Below are 22,798 nucleotides of genomic sequence, written 5' to 3'. Positions count from 1 at the left end.
GGCGTATAGAAATGGGAAAGCGCTTTCAGTATCTCAATGCAAGAACTTGTCCAGAGCACATTGTTGACCATCCGGCGGCATCACTGCTTGTTATTTTCAACCTCATCGTCATCGAAGGTCTCTTGTCGGTGGACAACGCGGCAGTACTTGCGACCATGGTTCTTGATTTACCCCAGAAACAGCGTCCAGCAGCTTTAAGGTATGGCATTTTAGGTGCTTATCTGTTTCGGGGCCTTTTCTTGGTTTTTGCTGCTTTTCTGGTCAGTGCCTGGTGGCTCAAGCCTTTTGGCGGGCTTTACCTGCTCTATCTTGTTTGGAACTGGTGGGACAGCCGGGGCGCAAAGGATGCAGGTGCAATGAATACCGAAAAGCGCAACAGTCGCCTCTATCGATTCGTTGCTGGCCGAATCGGGCCGTTCTGGGCTACAGTGGTGTTTGTCGAGATGATGGATATCGCTTTTTCGATCGACAATGTCTTTGCGGCAGTAGCCTTCACGGGCAATCTCATTCTGGTTTGTACCGGCGTTTTCATCGGTATTCTTGTCATGCGTTTCGTTGCGTATGGCTTTATACGATTGATGGAAGAGTACCCATTTCTGGAGAGTTGTGCCTATATCGTTCTTGCTGTTCTTGGCTTGAGGCTAACCTTCTCCTTTTTTGAACATCTCTGGCCGGGGTTGGTGATTCTTGGTTATCTCGAAGGACACCAGGCCGATATTGTGATGTCGGTCTTCACTGTGACCATTTTTCTGGCGCCTTTGGTTACCAGCACCCTGTTCAATATGCCGGCAAAGGAAGGTGCCGAATGAGATGCTTTTTCTGCTGCACGAAACAACAATTTCCGATGGCAGTTGCCAGGACTGCGTCGTGACTGTTTTTCGTTGAGTACACACAAATTATCAACAGTATTGACTGCCATGACGACTACACACAGTGGATTCAATCATCGTCTCAGAAATTATATCCTTAAAAAGCATGGTTCAGTCAACGCTTTCTGCCGAGCAGTAGGTATCAAATATCCAGCGCAGATGACTCCATATCTCAAAGGCAAGTGCCTTCCGGGAAAAAAGATGCTGGAACGCCTTGAAAAGGATGGTGCCGATATCGATTGGATTCTTACCGGCCATGCTGTAGGAGAACAGACCAGTCCGATCAGCGACGCATTAGCGCTTTCCCGTTACAGGATGGATATTGATAATCTGCTCCGCCAGGTGCGGATGCACATTGGCCGCTTTGAAGAGCGGCTCAAGCCGGCCATTGAAGCCTATGCCGTGCTTGACGACGAAGAGAAGATCGTCGACTTGAGTAGCTCGATTGAGAAATTCCTGGATTTTGCGCCCGGTTCGCTTGCAGGTGTGGCGCTTTCGGAAATTCTTCATCCGGACGACTACCTGCATTTCAAGACGGCGCTTGATCGCCAGAAGCCTCATGAGGCGGTGCTCATGTTCTACTCGAGATTCAAGACCGGAGATGGTTCCTGGCTGAATGTCGAGTGGAGCCTTTCGGTCAAAAGAAAGCCCATGACTGATCAGAACGAATACACGATTATTCTGCGCAAAACGGATAACCCGCTTTTCTGATAGCGTCGGGCAAAGCCGGCGTTTCATATGCTGAATGCCGCCAGCAAGCAACAGGCCTCTTTTGCCCTTATGGCAGAGAGGCTTTTTTTGCATGCTATTTCATGGGGAGGTATTTCTCTGCCCCCGAATCGAGGGCATGGCAGGCAAGAGCAAACTATTTTTTCTCAGCTGTGGTTGGTTAAGAAAAAAAGGAGCTTGTATGCGTTTGATTCTCATGACAGGTAAAGGTGGCGTTGGCAAAACCTCTACGGCTGCGGCTACTGGTCTGCGTTGTGCCGAGCTGGGTTACAGAACCCTGGTTCTGAGCACCGACCCGGCGCATTCGCTTGCCGACAGTTTCGATGTGCCGCTTGGCCATGAGCCTCGCAAGATTTGCGAGAACCTCTGGGGCGCTGAACTTGATGTGCTCGAAGAGCTCGAACAGAATTGGGGTAGCGTCAAGCGCTACATGACCGAGGTGCTCCAGGCTCGTGGCCTGGACGGTGTGCAGGCCGAAGAGCTCTCAATCCTGCCCGGCATGGATGAGATTTTCGGGCTGGTCAGGGTGTTTCGTCATCACAAGGAGGGCAATTTCGATGTGCTGATCATCGATTCGGCTCCTACCGGCACAGCATTGCGTCTCCTGAGCATTCCCGAGGTGGGTGGCTGGTATATGCGGCGGTTGTACAAGCCGCTCGAAAAGGTGGCTGTGTACCTGAGACCGCTGGTGGAGCCGATTTTCAAGCCGCTCGCCGGTTTTTCGCTGCCCGACAAAGAGATGATGGATCTGCCCTACGAGTTTTACGAGCAGATTGAAGCGCTTGGCAGGATTCTGACCGACAACAGTGTTACGTCAGTGCGTCTGGTTACCAATCCTGAAAAGATGGTCATCAAGGAGTCGTTGCGGGCGCAGGCCTATCTCAGCCTCTACAACATCGCCATCGACATGGTTGTTGCCAACCGGATCATTCCCGATGAGGTGACCGATCCCTATTTCCAGTACTGGAAGGAGAACCAGAAGCTCTACAGGCAGGAGATTATCGACAGTTTTAGCCCGCTGCCTGTCAGGGAGGTGCCTCTCTATTCAAGGGAAATATGCGGTATGGCCACCCTCGAAAAACTCAAAGAGATGCTCTACGGAGACGAGGACCCTTCACAGGTTTATTTCCGGCGGAATCCCTATCAGATCAAACAGTCGGAAGGCGGATACGATCTTGAACTACTGCTTCCGGGCCTTCCTGATGAATCAGTTCAGTTGAGCAAAAGCGGTGATGAGCTGAATATCAGGATCGGCAATCACCGGCGGAACATGGTACTGCCTCAGGCGCTGGCGACGCTCAGAACCACCGGGGCACGACGGGAGGACGACCGGCTTATTATCGGTTTTTCAGAAGAGCTTTCGTGAGTCGGCTGCCGGAGAGGTGCAGATAGGCAAAAAGGCTTCTGACTCTAAAGGATGAAAAAAAGTGTAGAGTTTTTTTGATTTTTTTTATACAATCAACGGTAACAAGCTTTTTATATGCAGGGCTATATGCCGTTAAATCAACGGGAAGGAGGGGGAATGTCGCAATTCAGGGTCGGTGACTCAATCATTTATCACAAGCCAAAAAGCTCCGTGTCGCCAGGGCCGAGAGCTAGGCAGGTCTACGCCCTTGAGCATGGTGAGCATTATCATTATGTGGTTGACAAGTTCTGGAAAGTGACTTCCGTTAACGGCGACGGTACAATCGAGGTGGTCACCCGTACGGGTAAAAAGCATCTTCTGCCGGTCAACGACCCCAATATCAGCAAAGCCCATCCCTTGCAGCAGCTTTTTCACAGGAAGCGCTTTCCCAACTGATCAAAAAAGCGTTTCTTGTCATGAGGGACACACTTTTTGCCTGCACTTAATTTTCCCATTCGCCAACCGGCTCTGATCCGGTACGGAGGTGTTTGGCCTCAGTATCGAACCAGAGTGGTTTTTCATGCCGGAGCATGCTTGCTACAACCTGGAACTCGGACGGGTTTGTGAACAGGTGGTTTTCAATGAGCTGGTTGCTTGAATCGTACAGTGCGATTCTTCCTTTGTGCTCAGCCAGATCCCAACGGCTGTAGTAGCTTGTGACAAGAATGTTAGCCATATAATTGAAGCCTTTCCTGTTTAGCGTTACGGCCTCAGTTATTTATCGATGAAAACAGCGTTGTTGAGCGTTGCCCAGCCTCGTGTCGCCTTTTTGCCTGAAGGCATTGTCGTGGTCGGAGAGATGAGCGCATTGGTCAGGTTCACTCCGATCAAGGTCGCACCGGTCAGGTCAGCCCCTTTCAGGGAAGCTTTTTCCAGATTGGCGTCGAACAACGAGGCATTGGTCAGTATTGCTCCATCCAGATTCGCCCCGTAAAGCATCGCTCCATACAGTATGGCACCCTTGAGGTTGGCGCCTGAAAGGTCAGCACCCTTCAGGAACGCCCTGTCGAGGTTTGCACCTTCAAGATTCGCACCTTTCAGGTTCGCCTCTTTCATGTCAGCTCTCTGGAAGTTGACTCCAGCCAGGTTCGCTCCCGCCAGATTGGCCTTGTCAAGGTTGGCCCGTTCGAGATCTGATTTGTAAAGAGTGGCGTTTCTCAGATCGACGCCACCGAGTTCGGCGTGACCAAGTTTTTCCTCGGTCATTTCGATTTTCGTTTCAGGATTATTCTTCCGCATCGTATTCCACTCCTCGACATCCCTTACATCAGGCACGGGCTGTGCCGGAATGGCTTGAACGCCTCCTGCTGGCATGTTCTCCGGAATGATCACCGGCGCGGCCACGACCGGTGGCACGAACTCCAGTGGTGCGGCAGGTTCCTCTTTGGCGAAACGGGCATCGCGGGTCATCGCCCAGCCGCGAGTGACCGGCTCGCCCGAGGGCAGTACGCTATTGTTTGACAGGACGGCATCTTTCAGTATGGCGTTTCCGAGGAATCGTGCTTTGGTGAACTGGGTGCCCTTGAGGTTTGCGCCTTCCATATCCGCTTCGAACAGTACCGCATCTTTGAGGCTTGCCTGTTCCAGATCGGCACCACTCATCTTCGCCCATCTCAGGTTGGCTCCCGCAAGATTGGCCGCTTTCAGAGATGCATCTTTCATGAAAGCGCCGTTCAGGTTCGCGTCAGCAAGCCAGGCGTGGGCGGCATTGACGGCTTTCATGTTGGCTTTTTTCAGATAAGTCATCGAGAGGTTGGCGCCTTCGAGATTTGCCTGGTCGAGCGATGCTCCGCTGAGGTCTGCTTTGGAAAGATTTGCCTTTGACAGATTCGCGCCGTTTAGCTTCGCATCCTCGAGATTGGCTTTGGAGAGGTCGATAGCAAGCTCCGGCTGTTGATTTCGCATGGCATTCCATTCAGCGACGCTTTTCTGGAGCAACTTCAGCTGATCGCGGTTATAGGCTTGGGCAATTGATGGGGTCGAGAGCGTGATCACAAGAATGATTGCCGGAACGGCCAGGCTGTGGGTTTTCATGGTGCGATGTTGTATGGTGTCTGGAAGAATGCTGATTTGACGGGCGTGCTGTTCGTTTTCCGTTGCAAGCAGCAGCTTATTTCGAAACTTAATGAAAAAGAGAGAGTCCATCAGGCTCTTTCCCATACTGGCGGCCTCTTTTTTATAAAAAAATGCTGGAAACAGAGTGCCTGCAGAAATGGTTTTGTTTTGTGAATACCAGTTTGAAAGGAAACTCGATAATCAGGATGCATCATGGCTCATAAATCGGAATACGGAAAAAAAGTGCTTGTAGCCGGAGCTACGGGCAAAACCGGCAGTTGGGTCGTCAAACGCCTGCTGCATTATGGCGTGCCGGTCAGGGTTTTTGTCAGATCTGAGGAGAAAGCGAGAAGTCTGTTCGGAGAGGGCGTCGAGGTTGCGACTGGGAAAATCCAGGATGCCGAGGCAATCCGCCGGGCGCTCAGCGGTTGTGACGCGGTCATCTCTGCGCTTGGCTCGTCGGCGATGAGCGGCGAAGCCTCGCCGTCCGAGGTTGACCGCGATGGCGCGATCAGGCTGATCGACGAGGCGGCCAAAGCTGGCGTGAAGCATTTCGCAATGGTCAGCTCAATCGCGGTGACCAAATGGTTTCATCCGCTCAACCTGTTTGGCGGCGTGCTCAGCATGAAGCTTGCTGCCGAGGAGCATCTTCGGAAAATCTTCGGTTCTGAAGGGCGTTCATACACGGTTATCCGCCCCGGTGGTCTCAGGGATGGCGAGCCGCTCCAGCACCGGCTGCATGTCGAGCAGGGCGATCACTTGTGGAATGGCTGGATGAACCGGTCAGATGTGGCCGAGCTGGCCGTGCTGTCACTGTGGGTTGAAAAGGCGGCAAACAAAACCTTCGAGGTGATTATCGAGGCTCCGGAGCCGCAGGAGTCGCTTACCAGCTATTTTGACAAGCTCGCTGAATAGGAGGAGCGGGACAGACTGCATACCGGAATCCCGACTTTGCCAGGATTCCAGTGCTGCAGGTGGTTGGCAATCTCTGATGAGCGGTTCAGATCTTCTTTGCCGGAAGAACCGATCCGATAGCGTTCGTGACGGTGCTCACTCCCGACTGGGCGACCGAAACGGCTGCATTTGCCACAGCTCCAGCCAGGTTGGCCACGGCACCACCAAGCTCACCCAGCGCGCCGGTCAAGGTTCCGGCAGCCTCGCTCACCGTCTTAACCGATACCGAAACAGCGTCAGTAAGGCTCTGCGCAGCATTGGTGACTGCAGGCACTGCGGACTGGAGGGTGTTTGAAATCAGATTGAGCTGGTTGACTCCGGCCTCAGTTATGCTTTTGACGGCGAAGTCGAATGACTTCATAGTGTCGATTTTTCCCTCGTCTGCCATAATGGTTTCTCCTTTTTTGATATTGAATTGAGTCTTTGAGTGATCGAATTTCGTCCCCGCGCGCTGTCTGCAAATGGTCAATACCTCAAAAATCAACAGCACGGATATTGCTCTGTAAAAATGTACTCATTCGCCGATAACCCTTCAAACGAAGGACGATCGGAAAACAAAAAAGGGCTTTAAAGCCCTTTTCTGCAACATCAGCGATGTTTACTTCTCAAATCTGCTTTTCACCTCTTTGCTCGGTGTGGCATAACCGGAATATTTCGGAGATGAACCCTTTAGCCCCGCGCTTCCACCGTAAAGATGAGGGTAGGCATTTGCACCGAGTCTCTTGGTGGTTTTGCCGATATTTTCAAGGGCGTCACCGACTACCCACCAGTGGCCATCGATAAATACCTCGAGAAACCTGCCATAGGCTTCAGCTCCCTGGACGAATGCTCCGCTTGGGTTGTTCATGGTGAAAAATTCTTGTTAGTGAATAGTCATAGCTTAACTCAAGTTAAAAAAATAATAGAGCGGAGCAACAAAGATTCTTAGGCTTTGTGCCGGTCAGACCAACATGCGCAGGCACATGAGCAGTTCCTGGCCGCCAAACGGCTTTTTGAGCGTGGCATTGGCCCCAACTGCATCGGCAAGCAGCAGGAAATTTTCGGGGCTGGCTTTTCCGCCACCCGAAATGGCCAGAATTTTCACGGCGGGATTGATCTTGCGCACCTCCATGATCGTTTCGATGCCCTCTTTTTCAGGCATGATCAGATCGGTGATAATAATAGAGATGTCTCTCTCCTGCTGAAGTTTGATCAATCCTTCGGCGCCGTTTTCCGCTTCGGTAACCGCATAGTTTTCCTTTTTCAGCGTTGTGGTTATGAATTTTCTGACGGAAGGATCGTCGTCGATGACAAGAATTTTCATATTTCTGTAAGGAGATTGGTTGTTGATGAGAGTACTTCTTTGACAGCCAGCGCCAAGTGAGCGAGCTTGAGCGGTTTTTTTAACAGGCGGTTTATGCCGTAGTGTTTCAGCGGCATATCGTGGTCAATCATTTTCCCGTATCCCGTCATCAGAATCACCGGAATCGAGGGTACGATTTTGTGGATTTCGCTGGTCAGCTGTATGCCGGTCATTTCAGGCATGGTCAGGTCAGTGATTACCAGGTCAAACAGGTCTGGTTGTTCTCTGAAGAGTTTCAGTGCCTCAACCGGAGAGTTTTCAGCCCTGATATTATAGCCGAGCTTGGTCATCATGATCGTTACTAGATTAACCGTAGCTGGTTCATCGTCGATAAAGAGAACGCTGGCAGCATATTTTGCCAAAAGGGGGTTTTGTTTCGATCTGTCGGGGGTGTTACTCTTGATAACCGGCAGCCAGACATGGAACGCCGAGCCCTTGCCTTGCGCGCTTTCGACGCTGATATGCCCGTTGGTGCCGGTCACGATGCCGTGGACGACCGACAGGCCGAGTCCAGAGCCTTTTTCGACCGATTTTGTCGTGAAAAATGGTTCAAAAATACGTTCTATGGCTCTGTCATCCATGCCGGTTCCTGTATCTGAAATGATCAGTTCTGCATAGTTGCCATCAGGCAGTTCCGGCACTATCGGCGGCCTCCCGTTTCCGGTGCTGACTTCCCTGAGCACGATCTTCAGGACTCCGCCGGTCTGTTCCATCGCATGCAGGGCATTGGTGCAGAGATTGACGACGACCTGGTGCATCTGGGTTGGGTCTGCAATAACCTTGTGGCATGAACTGTCAATATCCTCTTCAATGGAAACGGTCGATGGCAGCGATGGCCGCATAAGCCGGATCACTTCGTCAATGACCTCCTGAATGCTTACAGGCGCGGCCTTGCCCTCTTCTGCCTTGCTGAAGGTCAGAATTTGTGAGACAAGCTTTTGCGCACGTTCTGCAGCCTGCATGATTTCAGCGAAATATTCATGCATCGGGTCATCTTCATTGACACCGGAAAGCCCCATTTCGGCGTAACCGAGAATCGGCGTGAGGATGTTGTTGAAGTCATGTGCGATGCCGCCGGCAAGGGTCCCGATGGTTTCGAGTCTCTGCGATTTGCTCAATTGCGATTCGAGCTTGCATATTTTTTCGAGTCTGGCGATCCGGTCGGTGACTTCGCACAGGATCCCGTCGATTCCTGAAAAAAGTCCATCATCCGAGAATGATGAGCTCATATGGTCTTCGATCCAGTGCAGTTTTCCCTCCGGGGCGACTATACGGTAGACCAGAGTAAGGGAATGTTTGGTTTCCCTGAGCTTGCTGTAGGCGTTGCTCAACATATGCCGGTCATCATGGTGAATCATCGAAAGGGTGTTCAGCCGGGCCGTTCCGGCATGCTCTGAAACAAGGGTTTTCAGAAAAGCCGGTGGCTGGAAACGAACGGTGGCTTGCCCTGAGACATCAATGTGATAAATCGCTCCAGGGATATTGTCGATAAGCGCGTGCAGTTTCTCCGGCGCATTTTTTATCGGTGATTCGGCTTTATCGTGCAGGCTCGTCAGCGCCTGCCGTGAACCGGTCAGGCATGACGGTTTACCGTTCTGGCTGCGCCCGGTGATCTTGCCGCAGTCGAGCACCCGGATCCATTCGCCATTCTTATGGCGGACCCGCAGTTCGAGTTCAAGGTACTCCATGCTGCCATCCAGAAGCTCCTCGATCGATTTCGTGACCACGTCAAGATCGGCCGGGTGGCACAGCTCACGCCACTGTTCCATCGTCAGCATATCAAACTCGGCGGAGTTGTAACCGCTAATGCCAGCCCATTGCCGGTCGATAAGAATCGTCCCGTTTTCGATATTCCACTCCCAGTATCCTGCCCGGGCTGATTCAAGGGCTGTTTTCAGCGCCTCAGCCTTCTGTTCGGCAATTGAGGCTCTGCTTTCGAGCATGGCGATTTTTTTCTCAAGCGCCTCGACGCTTCCCTCGTGCATTCTGTTTTCAGCGCCTGCCGGCAAATCCGTTTTGTGACTGTCCATTACTGAAAGTTTGTGACTTGGTGCAGTTCGCTGGCGGATAGGTTTTTGATATGGCAAAAAACACCGATCGGGCTTATCGGTTCAGTTCGTCTATGATGCTCAAGAGCTCGCCGCTTTCAAACGGTTTGCATAGTGTGGTGTCGGCTCCAACGGCTTTGGCCCGGTTGAGATAGTTTTCCGGAATGAGGATTCCGCCACCGGAGATAGCGACAACCTTGATCCAGGGGAAATCTTCCCTGAGTTCGCTGATCATGGCGATACCCTCTTTTTCAGGCATCAGAAGGTCGGTGATGACAATGCGGATCTCGGGCGTTTTTCGGAGAAGCTGCAAGCCTTCGTTACCATTGGATGCCTGAACGGTAGCATAACCGTCCTCTTCGAGAATGTTGCAGATCATCTGCCGGATATCTTCCTCATCCTCGATGACCAGGATGGGATCATTGGTTTTCATAGTTCGTAGTGTTTTCGATGCTATTCAGAAACCCTACTCTGGTACATCGCGACATGGGCGGTAGACGAGGCCGTTATCTCACATATTGCCCTTATACAAGATAAAGGTTTGTTAGCAAAAATGGTTATTTCCGGGCAAAAGACTCCCTGCCGGGAAGCAATGCTTCGACTCCGGCTGTCGTCAGGATGTTGACCGTTACAGAAACGGCAATATACCATGTCCATGCCAGGCCGAGGAGCTTGAGCAGGAACACCACTGCCATACTGGCCAGCAGTCCGGCGATGAGGCTCGTTGAACGGAAATTGCGGTTACTTTTCGAGAGCAGGAACAGCCCGAGTAGTCCGCCGTAGGTGAAGGAGGCGATCTCGAGGCCAAGCATGACGATCGCCTTGTCGTTTTCGTTGAACACTAGGGCGATGCCGATCAGCACCGCGGCCCAGGCGACGCTGATGAGGCGTGATGCGCTGAGCGACGCCTTTCCTTTCATGAGGTCGGTCACGGTCGAAGCGGCCAGTGAATTGATCGATGAGGCCAAAGTTGACATGGCGGCGGAAAGAATTCCAGCTAGCAGCAGCCCCTTGAGACCGGCGGGCAGTGTTCTGACGATGAAACTGGTGAATTCGCGATCTTTGACGAGCGGTGCACCATTGAAAAATACATAGATCAGCGAACCGGCCAAGAGGAACAGCGCAAACTGGAAGAGTACGAACACGCCGCTGGCGATCATGGCCTTGCGGGCTGAGCCGAGGCCGTCGCAGCCGAGCACGCGCTGCACCATCAGGTAATCGACGCCGTGCGAGCAGAGCGAAAGAAGGATACCGCCGGAAAAGGCGCTGACAAACGAGAGCGGGTTGGTGAAGATGTGCGGGTCGGTGTCGATGATCTTCAGCTTTCCGGCGGCGAGGAGCGGCGAGAGCAGGTCGGGCAGCGGCGCGTCGAGGCGGGCGAGGATGAAGGCGATGGTGATAACGCCACCGCCGAGATAGAGCACGAACTGGATGCTGTCGAGCCACACCACGGTTTTCAGCCCGCCCGAAATGGTGTAAACGAGGGTGACAATGCCGATGACCAGCACCGAGAGTGAGAGCGGCCAGCCGGTGACCGCCTGCACCACAACGCCGGTCGCCAGGAAGCGGATACCGTCGCCCAGAATCCTCGTTATCAGAAAAATCACCGAGGCGGTTTTCTGGATGCCGTGGCCGAACCTCATGCCGATCACCTCATAGATTGAGGTGACGCCATGTTTGAAATAGGCGGGCAGCAGGATGAAGCTGACCAGAATCCGCCCGACGATGTAGCCGAACGCGAGCTGGAGGAAGCTCCAGTCGCCCCTGTAGGCCAGGCCCGGAACGCTCACGAAGGTCAGCACCGAGGTCTCGGTGGCCACAATGGAAAGCATCACCATGAACCATGGCAGCTTGTGGCCGCCGAGGAAGTAGTCGCTGGTCTCTTTGTTGCTCCGCCCCTGCCAGAGTCCGAGCAGCATGTTGCCCGCCAGGAAGAGGATGATGATGGTGTAATCGAGAGGTTGCATCGGGTCGGGTGCTTTTGCTGTTGTCATGAAACGGCGCGGCGGGCGAGAGTCACCTGCTCAGACGTCGTACAGATGGAAATTTGGCTTGATCGCCGCGAACTCCGCCTCGTCTTTCTCCCACGAAGCGATGACGGTTTCCGCCGGAGCGCCACCGAGGATCATCGAGCGGATCGCGCCGCTTCCGGCAAGCAGGTCGAAGGCCGGAATGTCGTCCCGGAACTCGTACACGCCGTCGAGGAACCTGAGCTGGTCGGGATAGAGCTCCCGCAAGGCGCAGGTCATGGCGACCGCCGTGGCGAAGGGGCGGAAGCGGGCGTGGTCGGTTACGTGCAGGTAGATGCCGCCAATCGCTTCGTTGCCATATTTGTGGAAGGTCGGGCGGAACCAGGTTGGACGGAACACGACGCCCTCCAGTGGTATCGAAGCAAGCCGCGCAGCAAGCTCTTCCGGATCGACAAACGATGCGCCGGAGAGCAGGAACGGCGTTGTCGTGCCGCGCCCCTCCGAAACGTTCAGCCCCTCGAAGAGGCACATGCCGGGATAGACCTCGGCGACCTGGAATGTCGGCATGTTGGGCGAGGGCGGCACCCACGGCAGGCCGGTCTCGGGGAAGAGCATCTCGCGTTGCCAGTTCTGCATCGTGACGACGCTCAGATTGAGGTCGAGCTTTTTGTAATCGCGGTAGAAGTGGGCGATTTCCCCGGCGGTCAGGCCGTGGCGCACCGGAACCGGCATGACGCCGACGAAGGAGTGGAACGCCGGGTCGAGCTGCGGCCCCTCGAGCGTGGCACCGCCAAGCGGGTTCGGGCGGTCGAGCACCATGATCTCGATGTCGAGCCCTTCTGCGGCCTCCATGAAGAGCGCGAGCGTGTTGACGTAGGTGTAGTAGCGCGAGCCGACATCCTGAATGTCGAAAAGCACGATGTCGAGTCCTTCGAGCAGCTCCCGCGCCGGGGCGAGCGACTGCTCGCTGTCGCCATAGAGGCTCACGATTTGGCAGCCGGTATCGGGCTGGTGGCCAACGGCGACCTGATCCTGCTCGACGGCGAACAGGCCGTGCTCCGGCGAGAAGATTCTCGTCAGCTCTACACCCGCGCGGCGAAGCAGCGTCCACGAATAGTCGAGCTGCATCGACACCGAGGTCTGGTTGGCGATCAGGCCGACGCGCCGGTTTTTCAGCACTTCTGGATTCCGGAGCAGTATGTCGAGACCGTTGATGACCATGCCGTTGCTGTTTGCGCTGTCGGGAGTTTACAATGGAATGCGGATGCCTGGTGCGGCGATTGCGTTTCGAAGCGTCTCGCCACGTTCGATGATGGTGCCGGGCAGGAGTACCGAGTGCTCCACGACGGCTCCGGCGGCTATCGCGCAGTTTGCGCCGGCCACCGAATTTTCGACGTGGGCATCGGGGTTGATCGACGCATCATCCGAAATCATGTGCGGAAAAAAGCCGATCTCCCGCTGCATGCGCTCCGCAAGCTGAAGAATACGCAAATTATCGTCGAGGTTTGCGCGGTAAAAATTCGGCAGGGTGCCGATGTCCTGCCACAATCCGTGATGCTCGAAAGAGGCGAGACCTTCGTTCTCCACCAGCCCGTAGAAGCCGGTTTCGACGATGCCGGAAAACTCCGCTTTCAGGTGGCGGAAAATCTTCGGGCTGAAGACCGCCGTTCCGGTGTAGATAAACGATGACGAGAGGCTGGTGCCGCGCTGGTTGCGGAAGTCGAGCACCCGCCCGTCGCGCACGCCGACGTGGCCGATCTCTGCCGCCAGCGCGGTTTCATGCAAGGCGAGTGTCCCGCCGCAGCCGGAGCGCTTGTGCGTCTCGATGAGCGCCGACAGGTCAATGTCGCTGATGATATCGCTGTTGATGAGCAAGAAATCACCGTTGTCGAGCAGCGATTCGCACTTCTTCAGACCGCCGCCCGTGCCGAGAATTTCACGCTCCTCCGAAAGCACGATTTCGAGGCTGCCGAAATCATGCCGGTCGAAAAAGCGCTGAAGGCTTTCCGGGTGGTGGTGGATGTTGATGATTGCCTTCCGTATCCCCGCCTCTTTGAGCAGGAAAAGCGAGTAGCAGAGGCTTGGCACGTTCAGCACCGGAACGAGCGGTTTGGGCATCGTGTCGGTCAGTGGTTGCAGGCGGGTGCCAAAACCTGCGGCAAGGACGAAGGCGTTCATCGCGAAATTCCGGGAATGATCGGTCCGAGTAGTGCCCCGGCGGCGGCGAGTTCGGGTTGGACGTCGATGTACTCCCTCAGGTAGCTGAGAGTTGCCGCGATGCTTGGCTCAAACGCGTGGTTACCAACCACAGTGGTCTGGTAGCAGAAGGTCCCGACCGCCTTGACGTTGCGCTGGAAAGCCATCAGGTCGAACAGGCGGAGATACTCCGCTTCGTCCATCGATGTCAGCCCGAGTCGGATGAGCTGGTTGAAATGGTAGCGTTTCAGCTCGTTGACCATGCCCGGATCGAGCCGGACATAGGAGTCGCGCAGGAGCGACACGGCGTCGTATTGCGGCAGGCCGAGCCGGGCGTCCTGGAAGTCGATGATGACCGGTTCATCGCAGAAGAGCATGATGTTGCGGCTGTGGAAGTCCCGGTGGTTCAGTACGAAGTGCTCCGGCAGCACCAGCAGCCCGGTGATGGCGACGAACTCATTGCGCAGTTCCGCGATGGCGCGATCATCGAGCTTGCCGCTGAAATAGCCTTTCAGGGCGTGTTCGATGAAGAAGTCGAACTCGAACATCAGCTTTTCGTGGTCGAAACTCAGTGAAAAGGGAATCGCCGATTCCGGCGTTTTTTCATCCGGTCGGATCGACTGAATCCGCACGAGCAAATCGATGATCTGGCGGTAACGTTCCGAAAGCCGGTCGCGTTCGAGTAGCGGTACTTCGTCTTGCAGCATCAGGTCGCCGCAATCTTCGAGGCGCAGCAGTCCGGCTTCGTGTGCCATGCCGAGCAGTTTTGGCACTCGGACTCCATGCCGGGCGAACAGGCCGCGGACAATCAGAAACGGATAGTCTTTAGTCGCGATTGCGCGGAATGCCGGATCGGCACAGACGACCGACGTGTCGCCTGGACCGGTGACCCTGAAGTACTGCCGGTTCGAGGCGTCGCCCTTGATGGTGCTGATGTCGAGCAGCGCCCGTTCTTCGGGCGGAAAGAGAAGGCGGATCGATTCCGGGAGTTCCATGTGGCGTGATGGGTGGATGCGAAGCCTAAAAAAAAAGCACCTTACACAAGTGTATAAGGTGCTTGAAGTCAGGTGGTGTACCTTATTTCTTCGGCGCGATAGCAGAAGAAACGCTCTGGAGAACCTGGGTGGCTGCACCAGCGAAGCTGCCGACCAGATCGGTAGCGGTCTTGCCGAGAGGCTCAGCAACGTCAGCCAATGCCTTCAGCGCGGTGTTGGCCACGTCAATCTGCATCTGGAAGAGCTTACCGAAAGTTTCGGTAAGGGTGTTGATTGCACCCGCGACATCGATGTTTGTTCCGTTTGACATGATGCGTATATGTTTTGAGTTGTTAGAAAGCGCATAAGAGAAATTCTCCGCACGATGGCAGGCTTTCGTGATAATGAAACAAAGCTAATATATTTTAAGCAGTTGCGCAAGGACGGCGATGTAAAAAAAAGTGTTGATAATCGCTTCTGTTTTTAGGGGTACTGCCGACAGTCGGGGGGACGTATGGGAATGCCAGTTCGATGTGGTTGCAACCCGGAAATACTGGTGCGTTCGCTTCTGACAGATTTCAGGAGCGGTGGTTACGGTCTGTCGTGCAGGTGGGTTTGATATGATTGCATCAAATCACGCCTTGCTGCGGCCGCAAAGTTTCTTTGTTATAATATTTGCAGGCGTGTTGCAACAGGATACGTTCAGCTTGTTTTTTTATTCTGCGATTTGCCGATGAATTTGTTGAGAAGAAGCACGAGGAAAATTCCGCCGATGAAGAAACCGAGTGGAGCGAAAATCGTTGTATAGTTGAAAGTATCAGTCATGGTTGATGCTTTATTCATTGCAAGGGGCTGGCTGAGTAGGCAAGCGTTTTTCAAGCGTTCAAAATAAACAAAAAAAACCTCATTCCAACAGGCATTTGCCCGTGACGGTATGCTCGTTGAGTGCCGTCTGGCTATGCGGGTCATGAAAAGAGAGGGGGAACTCTTGGTTTTGGGGTAGTGTTCATTGAAAAAATTACAAAACTTATTTCACGATCAAGCGGTGTTGTTGTCATGGAGGTTGTAGGAAGAAGCAGAGCGAAAGCGATCATCGAGTCGCACCTGAACGATTCGGTGGTCTATTTCTCCGATCATGTCAGGATTCTCAAGTGTAATCCATATTGTACCGGTGTCACCTACCTGAAAGAGCACGGAGTCTATCAGTGGATTTTCCAGGTTAATGACCCGCGTGAAAATCCCATAACGGCGGTCTTTTTTGTGACGCAGAACGAGGAGCATCTCGACGGCTCGCGTACGGTTCCGGCAGGCCCGGTTTCGGATGAAGAGCGCTTTCCCGACTCTGCTGTTTCAGGTCGGTGTATCCAGTGGGTCAACGCTCCGAAGGTCCCCGATGTGCCGTTGAATGAGAAGAACACCTTTGTAGGACAGGCCAACACGAGGATTTGTCTCTACCATCTCGAAGACCGGCGTACCGAGGTTCATTTCGAAACCGACATCACGCTCGATTTTGAACTCTCCTTTCCGCTCAACCTCATGCCGGAAGGCATACTCAAATTCATGACCGAGGCGGTCATGTCCAAGATCATGCAGCAGGCCACCGAAAGTATGCTCTGCCAGGTACAGTCCGACCTGTGCTGTACCACCGCAGAACTGGACGCTTCGGGCGGCAAGGTCTGACTCCTGCTGCCGGTTTTCTCTAATTCCCTGTACGGCTGAATGCTTTTAGTTGCACAGGGAATTGTTTTTTCTATTTTCAATACCCTAACGGGGTATTGGTAGGCTAAAACGGTTTTCCTGCACAGGCAAGAGAAGGGGGCAGACGATGAACGAAGAGTGCCGGATGGACGATGTGATCGTCAGGCTCAAGAAGGTGAATGGCCAGGTGCAGGCATTGATGCGGATGATCGAAACCGGAGAGGAGTGCGAAAAGGTGGTGACCCAGTTCCAGGCGGCCAAGGCGGCGCTCGACAACACCTTTTCCCTTGTGCTGAACCGGAACCTGAAGAACTGCTTGAACCGGCAAGATTCAGAAAGCGTGGAAAAGATTATCAAACTCATATCGAAACAATAGATGACCAAGAAGGCAACCAGAACGTTTTTCGCCCTGCTCGTAGCGGGTTTTGCCACCTGTTCGCAGGCCGATGCGGCCACCATGAGGCTCTCGCTCGACGACGCGCTGAAGATGGCTCGCGAGCGGAACACCATGCTCAAGGCGCAGCGCGCCAAAAATGACCAGGCCGATGCACGCATCGTGCAGAGCAAGCAGGCCTACCTGCCGAAGGTGACGCTCTCCGAAACAGTCATGCACTCCAACGATCCCGGTGCGGTGCTGGTGGGCAAGCTCCAGCAGGAGATCGCCTACTACAATTTTAATGTTAATCCTCCCGATTTTGGTGACTTTGCGCTCGACAAGCTCAACCATCCGTCGGCCATCACTGATTTTCACACGAGCCTCCAGGTGCAGCAGCCGATCTACAACCGCGACGCCATCATAGGCGGCAAGATGGCCAAAAGCGCAAGAAAGGCGCAGGGCTTCATGACCGACCGCGCAGTGGAGAATATTGACCTGAATGTCAAGAAAGCTTTTTATGGCCTCATTCTCGCCAAGAAGAACCTCGATGCCACCGAGCAGTCGATCCGCATCATGCAAGGCTACAGCAGCGAAGCCGCCCGCGGTTACGCCGCCGGTCTGGTGACCAAGTCCGACAAGCTCTCCACCGAGGTGCGTCTCGCCGAGTTGCGTGATCAGAAACTCCAGATTCAGGACGCCATAAAGAACGCCCAGGATGCTCTTCGCACGATGCTGGCTCTTGGCCCGGACGACACCGTTCAGCCGGTCGGAGACCTGAAAGTCGACGTGAAGCTTCCAGCTTTGGTTGCAAAGGCAAATTCCGACGGGCGCAGCGATCTCAAGGCGCTCGAAGCTTTTCAGGAGGTCGCCGGTTATCAGCACGACATGGCTCGTGCACAGTACCTGCCGAGGGTGAACGCTTTCGCCCAGCAGAACTGGCACGACAACAGCTTTCTCGGTACCGAGGGGTCGAGCTGGACGGTTGGCCTGAATGTGCAGTGGAACATCTTCGACGGCATGGCCACCAAAGGCAAGGTGCAGGAGGCCAAAGCCCAGGCGCTTGAGGCGCAGTACAACTACCAGGCGGCCAAGGAGCAGAGCGAGATGGAGATCGACATGGCCCGCCGTGCGCTGGTCACCTCCCGCGAGCGTGTCGCTTTGACGCAGAAATCGCTCGAAGCAGCAAAGGTCAGTTTTGACTTCATCGGCGAGCAGTTCAGAACCGGTATGGCGATGACCTTCGAGCTCCTGATGCGCGAACAGGCATGGACCTGGGCGAAGATGCGCCTCAACCAGGCGAAGTATGATTACTGCATCGCCAAAAGCGAGCTGGAATATTACAGCGCCCGTTGAATTTTTTTCAGTCGTGACAGCAAAACTGAAAACCATGAAAGGCATGAACACCCGAATCATCGCGCTGCTTTTCCTGATGTTGCCTGCGCTGCTCGGCGCATGTGGCGGCCATAAAAAAGAGCAGTCCGCATCGCCATCCGCCAGCGCGACAGCGCCTGCCGTTGCCGCGAAGATCGTGACCGTTACAGAGTCCGCTGACAGATTCGGCCAGAAGATGCTGCTCATACCGGCTTCGTCGGTATTGAAAAAAGCCGGTACCGATCAGGTTTTCGTTGTTGGCCCGGACAGCATCGTTACGCTGCGGTGGATCAGCACAGGCCATCTCCTGGGCGGAAACATCATCGTGCTCAGCGGCCTCGAAAAGGGCGAGGCCGTTGTCGAGTTACCCTCGGCAGAGCTGCGAGAGGGCACAAGGATTACAACAGACACGCACACGCAAGACAGAGCGAAGGAGGCTCAACACCAATGAATGAAGGTATAGCCGGCAGGCTTGCAAAGCAGTTTATCAACTCGAAGATAACGCCGCTACTCATGCTGGCCTCTCTTCTGGTCGGCATCATGGCGACGTTCATGACTCCGCGCGAAGAGGAGCCGCAGATCGTCGTGCCGATGGTCGATATTTACATCCCCTATCCCGGCGCGACCGCTGCCGAGGTTCAGGAGCGCGTGGCCAAGCCTATCGAGCGCGCCGTGACCGAAATCAAGGGAGTCGATTACGTCTATTCGACCTCGATGCCCGATTTCGCCCTCGTCACTGTTCGCTACAAGGTTGGCGACAGCGCCGAGGAGAGCATGGTCAAGCTCTGGGCCACCCTGATGAAGTACATGGACAAGATGCCGCCCGGCGTGCAGATGCCCCTCATCAAGAAGGTCTCCATCGACGACGTGCCGGTGCTTAACCTCACCTTCTGGAGCAAGGACAAGAGTCCGTACGAGCTTCGCCGCACCGCCGTCAGCGTGGCTGACCAGCTCAAGCAGACCGAGAATATCGGCGATATAGAGATCATGGGCGGCCTGAAGCGTCAGATCAGGGTGCAGCTCGACAAGCAGAAGCTTGCGCACTTCAACATCACGCCGCTGCAGATCGCCCGCCAGATCCAGAGCACCAACAGCCAGATGACTTCGGGTGATTTCAAGGACCTGAACGAAAATATCGTCGTCAAGTCGGGCAAATTCCTGCAAAGCAAGGAGGATGTGGGCAACATCGTGGTTGGCATTTACGGCGCTTCGCCCGTGACACTGAACGATGTGGCCACCATCACCGACGGCCCGGAAGAGGTGAACAACTATACCGCATTCGGCTGGGGCGTAGCCTCCGGCGAAAAAGACAAGGCAGACTATCCCGCCGTGACCCTCGCGATCGCCAAGAAGCAGGGCACCGACGCGACAGCGCTGGCTAACAAGGTCATGGAGAAGGTCAAGGGCATGGAAGGATCGGTCATTCCGTCAGACATAACCGTCACCGAGACGAGGAACTATGGCGAGACCGCATCCGAAAAGGTATTTACCCTGCTTGAGCACCTCATCATGGCGGTTGTCGCCGTGACGGTCGTCGTGGGTTTTTTCCTCGGCTGGCGCGGCGCGCTTGTGGTTTTCATGTCGGTGCCGATCACCTTCGCGCTTACCCTGCTGGTTTACTTCCTCTTGCACTACACGCTCAACAGGGTGACGCTCTTCGCGCTCATCTTCGTGACCGGCATCGTAGTCGATGACTCGATCATCATCGCCGAGAACATTCACCGCCACTTTGCCATGAAGCGCCAGCCGCGCCTCCAGGCGGCGATCACGGCCATCAGCGAAGTCGGCAACCCGACCATTCTGGCCACCTTCACCGTCATCGCGGCGGTGCTGCCGATGGTCTTCGTCTCCGGCCTGATGGGCCCCTACATGAGTCCGATGCCGATCGGCGCTTCGATGGCGATGATCTTCTCGCTCTTGGTCGCCCTGATCGCAACGCCGTGGCTCTCGTTCCGCCTGCTGAAGTCGGACGAAGGGCACCACGAGGAGTACGACATCAAAAAGACCGGTTACTACAAACTGTTCGACAATATCCTGACTCCCTTCATCGACAGCACTTTCAAGACCTGGCTCGCTTTTGGCGTGGTGGGTCTGATGCTGGTGGGCGCTATCGCCATGGTGCCGCTCAAGATGGTGGAGATGAAGATGCTGCCGTTCGACAACAAGAACGAGTTCCAGGTCATCATCGACATGCCCGAAGGCACGGCGCTCGAAAAAACCGCGCAGGTGGCCAAGGAGATTTCCGGTTACCTGAAAACCGTGCCGGAGGTCAAGAGCAGCCAGTACTATGTTGGCGTCAACGCGCCGATCAACTTCAACGGTCTGGTGCGCCACTACTATCTGAGGCGTGGCGACAACATGGCCGACGTCCAGGTGAACCTAGTGCACAAGAGCGAGCGCAGCGCGCAGAGCCACGACATCGCCAAGCGCGTGCGCCCAGGCGTGCAGGAGATCGCCGAAAAGTACGGCGCGAACGCCAAGATCGTCGAGATTCCGCCAGGCCCGCCGGTGCTTTCGACTATCGTCGCCGAGATTTACGGTCCCGACCAGGCCTCGCGAATCGCCCTGGCCAAGGAGGTCAAGAAGGCGTTCGCTTCGACTCCGGGCGTGGTTGACGTTGACTGGATGGTCGAGGCCGACCAGAAGGTTTACGACCTGGTTATCAACAAGGAGCGTGCCGCTTTCCGTGGCGTGACTCCCGAGCAGATCGCCCAGACCCTGCGCATGTCGCTGGCCGGCGTCGATGTGGGCATCGTGCACCTGCCGGATGAACTCGAACCGGTCACGATCCAGCTTCGCCTGCCGAAGGCCGACCGCACTTCGCTGAAGGATTTGTCCAACATCTTCGTGCAGTCGCAGGGGATGAACTCTCTGACCACGCGCCTTCGCCCGGGAATGCAGATTCCGCTCTCCGAGCTGGTGACCGTCAAGGAGAAAATTCAGGACAAGAGCCTCTTCCGCAAGGATTTGAAGGATGTGGTTTACGTGACTGCCGACGTGGCTGGCGTGACCGAAAGCCCGGTCTATGCGATGCTCGAACTCGACAAGAAGATCGAGGCAATCAAAGTGCCCGGTGGCTACAAGGTCAGCCCGCTCTACACCGCGCCGCCCAAGACCGAGGATAAGCTCGCAGTGAAGTGGGATGGCGAGTGGCAGATCACCTACGAGGTGTTCCGCGATCTCGGCACGGCATTCGCGGTGGTGCTGGTCATCATCTACATGCTGATTATCGGCTGGTTCCAGTCGTTCAAGACGCCGCTTATCATGATGATCTCGATTCCGCTGAGTCTGGTGGGCATCATTCCCGGCCACTTCATCCACCACGCTTTCTTCACGGCCACGAGCATGATCGGCATGATCGCTCTTTCCGGCATCATGGTCAGGAACTCCGTGCTCCTGATTGACTTCATCCAGATTCGCAGGGAGGATGGGATCGCTCTGAAAGAGGCGGTCATCGAGTCGGCGGCCGTTCGTACCCGCCCGATCATTCTGACTTCCGGCGCGGTGGTGATCGGTTCGATTGTGATGCTCTTCGATCCTATCTTTCAGGGCTTGGCCATCTCGCTCATCTGGGGCGGCGTGCTCTCGACCATTCTGACGCTCGTGGTTGTGCCACTGGTCTACTACCTGAGCGAAAAGAAGGGCGAGAAAAAGAGGCTCGAAAACATGAAGTCGGCATAACCTCAAACAGATACATCTGATGAAAATGATCGCCATCATAGGGGACGAAGAGACCCGCCCGCTGATTCGCAAGATGTTCACGGCGCACCAGGTCACCCTCTTCAGCAGCATCGCCATCAGGGGGTGCTCATGCGAGTCGGGCGGAGAACCGGTCGCCTGGTGGCCCGCTGGCAAGGATATTCCCACGGTCTATTCATCGCTCTGCTTCGCGATTCTCGACGACGAGAAGGCGGAGAAGATCATGAAAGATTTCGAAGAGGCCCCTCTGGCGGCTGACCCTGCTTTTCCGTCAAAGGCGTTCATGATGAATGTCGAAAAAATGATCTGAGGAGCGTGGCCATGAAGGTCCAGGTAGAGCAGATCAGGACGGGCGGAGATCGCAACTTCGGCTATCTCTGCGCGGACGAGGCGACGGGCGAGGTCTTCGCGGTCGATCCCTCGAACTCGCCGAAATCGCTCGTCGATGCCGCCGCCCGAAAGGGGTGGCAGCTCGTGCGTGCCTTCTGCACCCACGGACACGCCGACCACACCAACGGCAATGCTGAGTTCGAGCACCTTACCGGTATCCGGGTGCTGCTTTTCGGCGACCGCGACGCCCGTTCCGGCATCGAGGTCGCCCACGGAGCGCGTTTTCCGCTTGGCGAGGGTAGCATCTTGATTATCCACACTCCCGGTCACACGCCGGACTCGATCTGTCTTCTGGCCGGAAATGCGCTCTTTACCGGCGACACGCTCTTTGTGGGCAAGGTCGGCGGCACCTGGAGCGAGGCAGACGCCCGGTTGGAGTACCGTTCGCTGCAAGAGCGAATGATGGTGCTGCCGCCTGATACGAATGTATTTCCCGGTCATGATTATGGCACGGCGCCAGTTTCAACCATCGGTCATGAAAAAACTACGAATCCCTTTTTGCTTCAGGCCGATGAGGAATCGTTCATTGACCTGAAAAATAACTGGCCTGCCTACAAAAAAGCACACGGAATCAGCTGATTTTTTTCCGTTCGCTTGATTTTTGTTTCTTCTTTGCTTTTCTTATTTGTTTATGCTTCTTAGGGTTTTTGCCCCGTAGCACGCCTTCCTTACAGTTCAAATATTCTGATACAGCTTCTAAGCTATTAGTTTTCAAGCAATAG

Annotated in this window: 24 protein-coding genes; 12 read left to right on the top strand and 12 right to left on the bottom strand. The window is 54.9% G+C overall.

The genetic code is table 11. From position 1 onward, the window contains the following. Positions 1-11: 11 nt before the first annotated feature. The 4 genes from NY406_RS09565 (at position 12) to NY406_RS09550 (ending at position 3,399) form a co-directional block, all read left to right on the top strand. Positions 12-809 carry a DUF475 domain-containing protein gene (locus NY406_RS09565; protein ID WP_260533954.1) on the top strand — a complete coding sequence of 266 codons (798 nt, stop codon included), beginning with the start codon at positions 12-14 and terminating at the stop codon, positions 807-809. Between the two features lie 261 nt (positions 810-1,070). Then, positions 1,071-1,580, top strand: a complete 510-nt coding sequence (locus NY406_RS09560) for a PAS domain-containing protein (RefSeq protein WP_260533953.1) — start codon at positions 1,071-1,073, stop codon at positions 1,578-1,580. A gap of 199 nt (positions 1,581-1,779) precedes the next feature. Continuing rightward, entirely contained in the window at positions 1,780-2,964 is a 1,185-nt protein-coding gene (locus NY406_RS09555; RefSeq protein WP_260533952.1) for a TRC40/GET3/ArsA family transport-energizing ATPase, read from the top strand. 156 nt (positions 2,965-3,120) lie between these two features. Then, positions 3,121-3,399, top strand: coding sequence for a hypothetical protein (locus NY406_RS09550; RefSeq protein ID WP_260633788.1), 279 nt, complete (start codon positions 3,121-3,123; stop codon positions 3,397-3,399). A gap of 46 nt (positions 3,400-3,445) precedes the next feature. On the opposite strand, the gene NY406_RS09545 is transcribed toward NY406_RS09550, so the two are convergent. Both NY406_RS09545 and NY406_RS09540 read right to left on the bottom strand, forming a co-directional pair. Continuing rightward, positions 3,446-3,679: a hypothetical protein gene (locus NY406_RS09545; protein WP_260533951.1), complete on the bottom strand. Its 234-nt coding sequence runs from the start codon at positions 3,677-3,679 to the stop codon at positions 3,446-3,448. Between the two features lie 38 nt (positions 3,680-3,717). Next, a complete protein-coding gene (locus NY406_RS09540) occupies positions 3,718-5,037 on the bottom strand; it encodes a pentapeptide repeat-containing protein (RefSeq protein ID WP_260533950.1) in 1,320 nt (439 codons plus the stop codon). Between the two features lie 234 nt (positions 5,038-5,271). Between NY406_RS09540 and NY406_RS09535 the strand changes: the two genes are divergently transcribed. Then, positions 5,272-5,973 (top strand): SDR family oxidoreductase, encoded by a 702-nt coding sequence (locus NY406_RS09535; RefSeq protein WP_260533949.1) that lies wholly within the window; start codon positions 5,272-5,274, stop codon positions 5,971-5,973. 85 nt (positions 5,974-6,058) lie between these two features. On the opposite strand, the gene NY406_RS09530 is transcribed toward NY406_RS09535, so the two are convergent. The 10 genes from NY406_RS09530 to NY406_RS09485 all read right to left on the bottom strand — a co-directional run bounded on the left by NY406_RS09530 (position 6,059) and on the right by NY406_RS09485 (position 14,873). Then, the gene (locus tag NY406_RS09530; RefSeq protein WP_260533948.1) at positions 6,059-6,400 is read right to left on the bottom strand and encodes a hypothetical protein; all 342 of its coding nucleotides are present in this window, start codon (positions 6,398-6,400) and stop codon (positions 6,059-6,061) included. A gap of 210 nt (positions 6,401-6,610) precedes the next feature. Beyond that, on the bottom strand, positions 6,611-6,859 hold the full coding sequence (locus tag NY406_RS09525) for a bacteriochlorophyll c-binding family protein (protein WP_260533947.1): 249 nt from the start codon (positions 6,857-6,859) through the stop codon (positions 6,611-6,613). A 93-nt stretch (positions 6,860-6,952) separates the two neighbouring features. Then, positions 6,953-7,315: a response regulator gene (locus NY406_RS09520; protein WP_260533946.1), complete on the bottom strand. Its 363-nt coding sequence runs from the start codon at positions 7,313-7,315 to the stop codon at positions 6,953-6,955. Continuing rightward, complete coding sequence (locus NY406_RS09515) at positions 7,312-9,384, bottom strand: PAS domain-containing protein (RefSeq protein WP_260533945.1); 2,073 nt, start codon at positions 9,382-9,384, stop codon at positions 7,312-7,314. Before NY406_RS09515 ends, NY406_RS09520 begins: the two co-directional genes overlap by 4 nt. Before the next feature lie 73 nt (positions 9,385-9,457). Beyond that, positions 9,458-9,835, bottom strand: a complete 378-nt coding sequence (locus tag NY406_RS09510) for a response regulator (protein WP_260533944.1) — start codon at positions 9,833-9,835, stop codon at positions 9,458-9,460. A gap of 124 nt (positions 9,836-9,959) precedes the next feature. After that, entirely contained in the window at positions 9,960-11,369 is a 1,410-nt protein-coding gene (locus NY406_RS09505) for a sodium:solute symporter (protein ID WP_260533943.1), read from the bottom strand. 57 nt (positions 11,370-11,426) lie between these two features. Next, the gene (locus NY406_RS09500; RefSeq protein ID WP_260533942.1) at positions 11,427-12,593 is read right to left on the bottom strand and encodes a DUF1343 domain-containing protein; all 1,167 of its coding nucleotides are present in this window, start codon (positions 12,591-12,593) and stop codon (positions 11,427-11,429) included. A gap of 27 nt (positions 12,594-12,620) precedes the next feature. Continuing rightward, the gene (locus NY406_RS09495; protein WP_260533941.1) at positions 12,621-13,550 is read right to left on the bottom strand and encodes an NDP-sugar synthase; all 930 of its coding nucleotides are present in this window, start codon (positions 13,548-13,550) and stop codon (positions 12,621-12,623) included. Beyond that, a complete protein-coding gene (locus NY406_RS09490; protein ID WP_260533940.1) occupies positions 13,547-14,563 on the bottom strand; it encodes an aminoglycoside phosphotransferase family protein in 1,017 nt (338 codons plus the stop codon). The genes NY406_RS09495 and NY406_RS09490 overlap by 4 nt, the downstream gene beginning before the upstream one ends. Before the next feature lie 82 nt (positions 14,564-14,645). Continuing rightward, positions 14,646-14,873, bottom strand: coding sequence for a chlorosome envelope protein B (locus NY406_RS09485; RefSeq protein ID WP_260533939.1), 228 nt, complete (start codon positions 14,871-14,873; stop codon positions 14,646-14,648). A 725-nt stretch (positions 14,874-15,598) separates the two neighbouring features. Here NY406_RS09485 and NY406_RS09480 point away from each other — a divergent pair. The 7 genes from NY406_RS09480 to NY406_RS09450 all read left to right on the top strand — a co-directional run bounded on the left by NY406_RS09480 (position 15,599) and on the right by NY406_RS09450 (position 22,655). Continuing rightward, the gene (locus NY406_RS09480; protein WP_260533938.1) at positions 15,599-16,222 is read left to right on the top strand and encodes a DUF1997 domain-containing protein; all 624 of its coding nucleotides are present in this window, start codon (positions 15,599-15,601) and stop codon (positions 16,220-16,222) included. A 145-nt stretch (positions 16,223-16,367) separates the two neighbouring features. Further along, positions 16,368-16,616, top strand: coding sequence for a metal-sensitive transcriptional regulator (locus NY406_RS09475; protein ID WP_260533937.1), 249 nt, complete (start codon positions 16,368-16,370; stop codon positions 16,614-16,616). Beyond that, a complete protein-coding gene (locus NY406_RS09470) occupies positions 16,617-17,969 on the top strand; it encodes a TolC family protein (protein ID WP_260533936.1) in 1,353 nt (450 codons plus the stop codon). A gap of 43 nt (positions 17,970-18,012) precedes the next feature. Next, a complete protein-coding gene (locus NY406_RS09465; protein ID WP_260533935.1) occupies positions 18,013-18,438 on the top strand; it encodes a hypothetical protein in 426 nt (141 codons plus the stop codon). Continuing rightward, the gene (locus NY406_RS09460) at positions 18,435-21,668 is read left to right on the top strand and encodes an efflux RND transporter permease subunit (protein ID WP_260533934.1); all 3,234 of its coding nucleotides are present in this window, start codon (positions 18,435-18,437) and stop codon (positions 21,666-21,668) included. Before NY406_RS09465 ends, NY406_RS09460 begins: the two co-directional genes overlap by 4 nt. A gap of 19 nt (positions 21,669-21,687) precedes the next feature. Next, complete coding sequence (locus NY406_RS09455; RefSeq protein WP_260533933.1) at positions 21,688-21,996, top strand: hypothetical protein; 309 nt, start codon at positions 21,688-21,690, stop codon at positions 21,994-21,996. Between the two features lie 11 nt (positions 21,997-22,007). Continuing rightward, positions 22,008-22,655 carry a hydroxyacylglutathione hydrolase family protein gene (locus NY406_RS09450; protein WP_260533932.1) on the top strand — a complete coding sequence of 216 codons (648 nt, stop codon included), beginning with the start codon at positions 22,008-22,010 and terminating at the stop codon, positions 22,653-22,655. Positions 22,656-22,798: the final 143 nt, after the last annotated feature.

The organism is Chlorobaculum sp. MV4-Y (assembly GCF_025244685.1).
Classification (GTDB): Bacteria; Bacteroidota; Chlorobiia; order Chlorobiales; family Chlorobiaceae; genus Chlorobaculum.
Note: the sequence above shows the minus strand (reverse complement) of the source record. Positions and strands in the feature narration are given on the sequence as shown.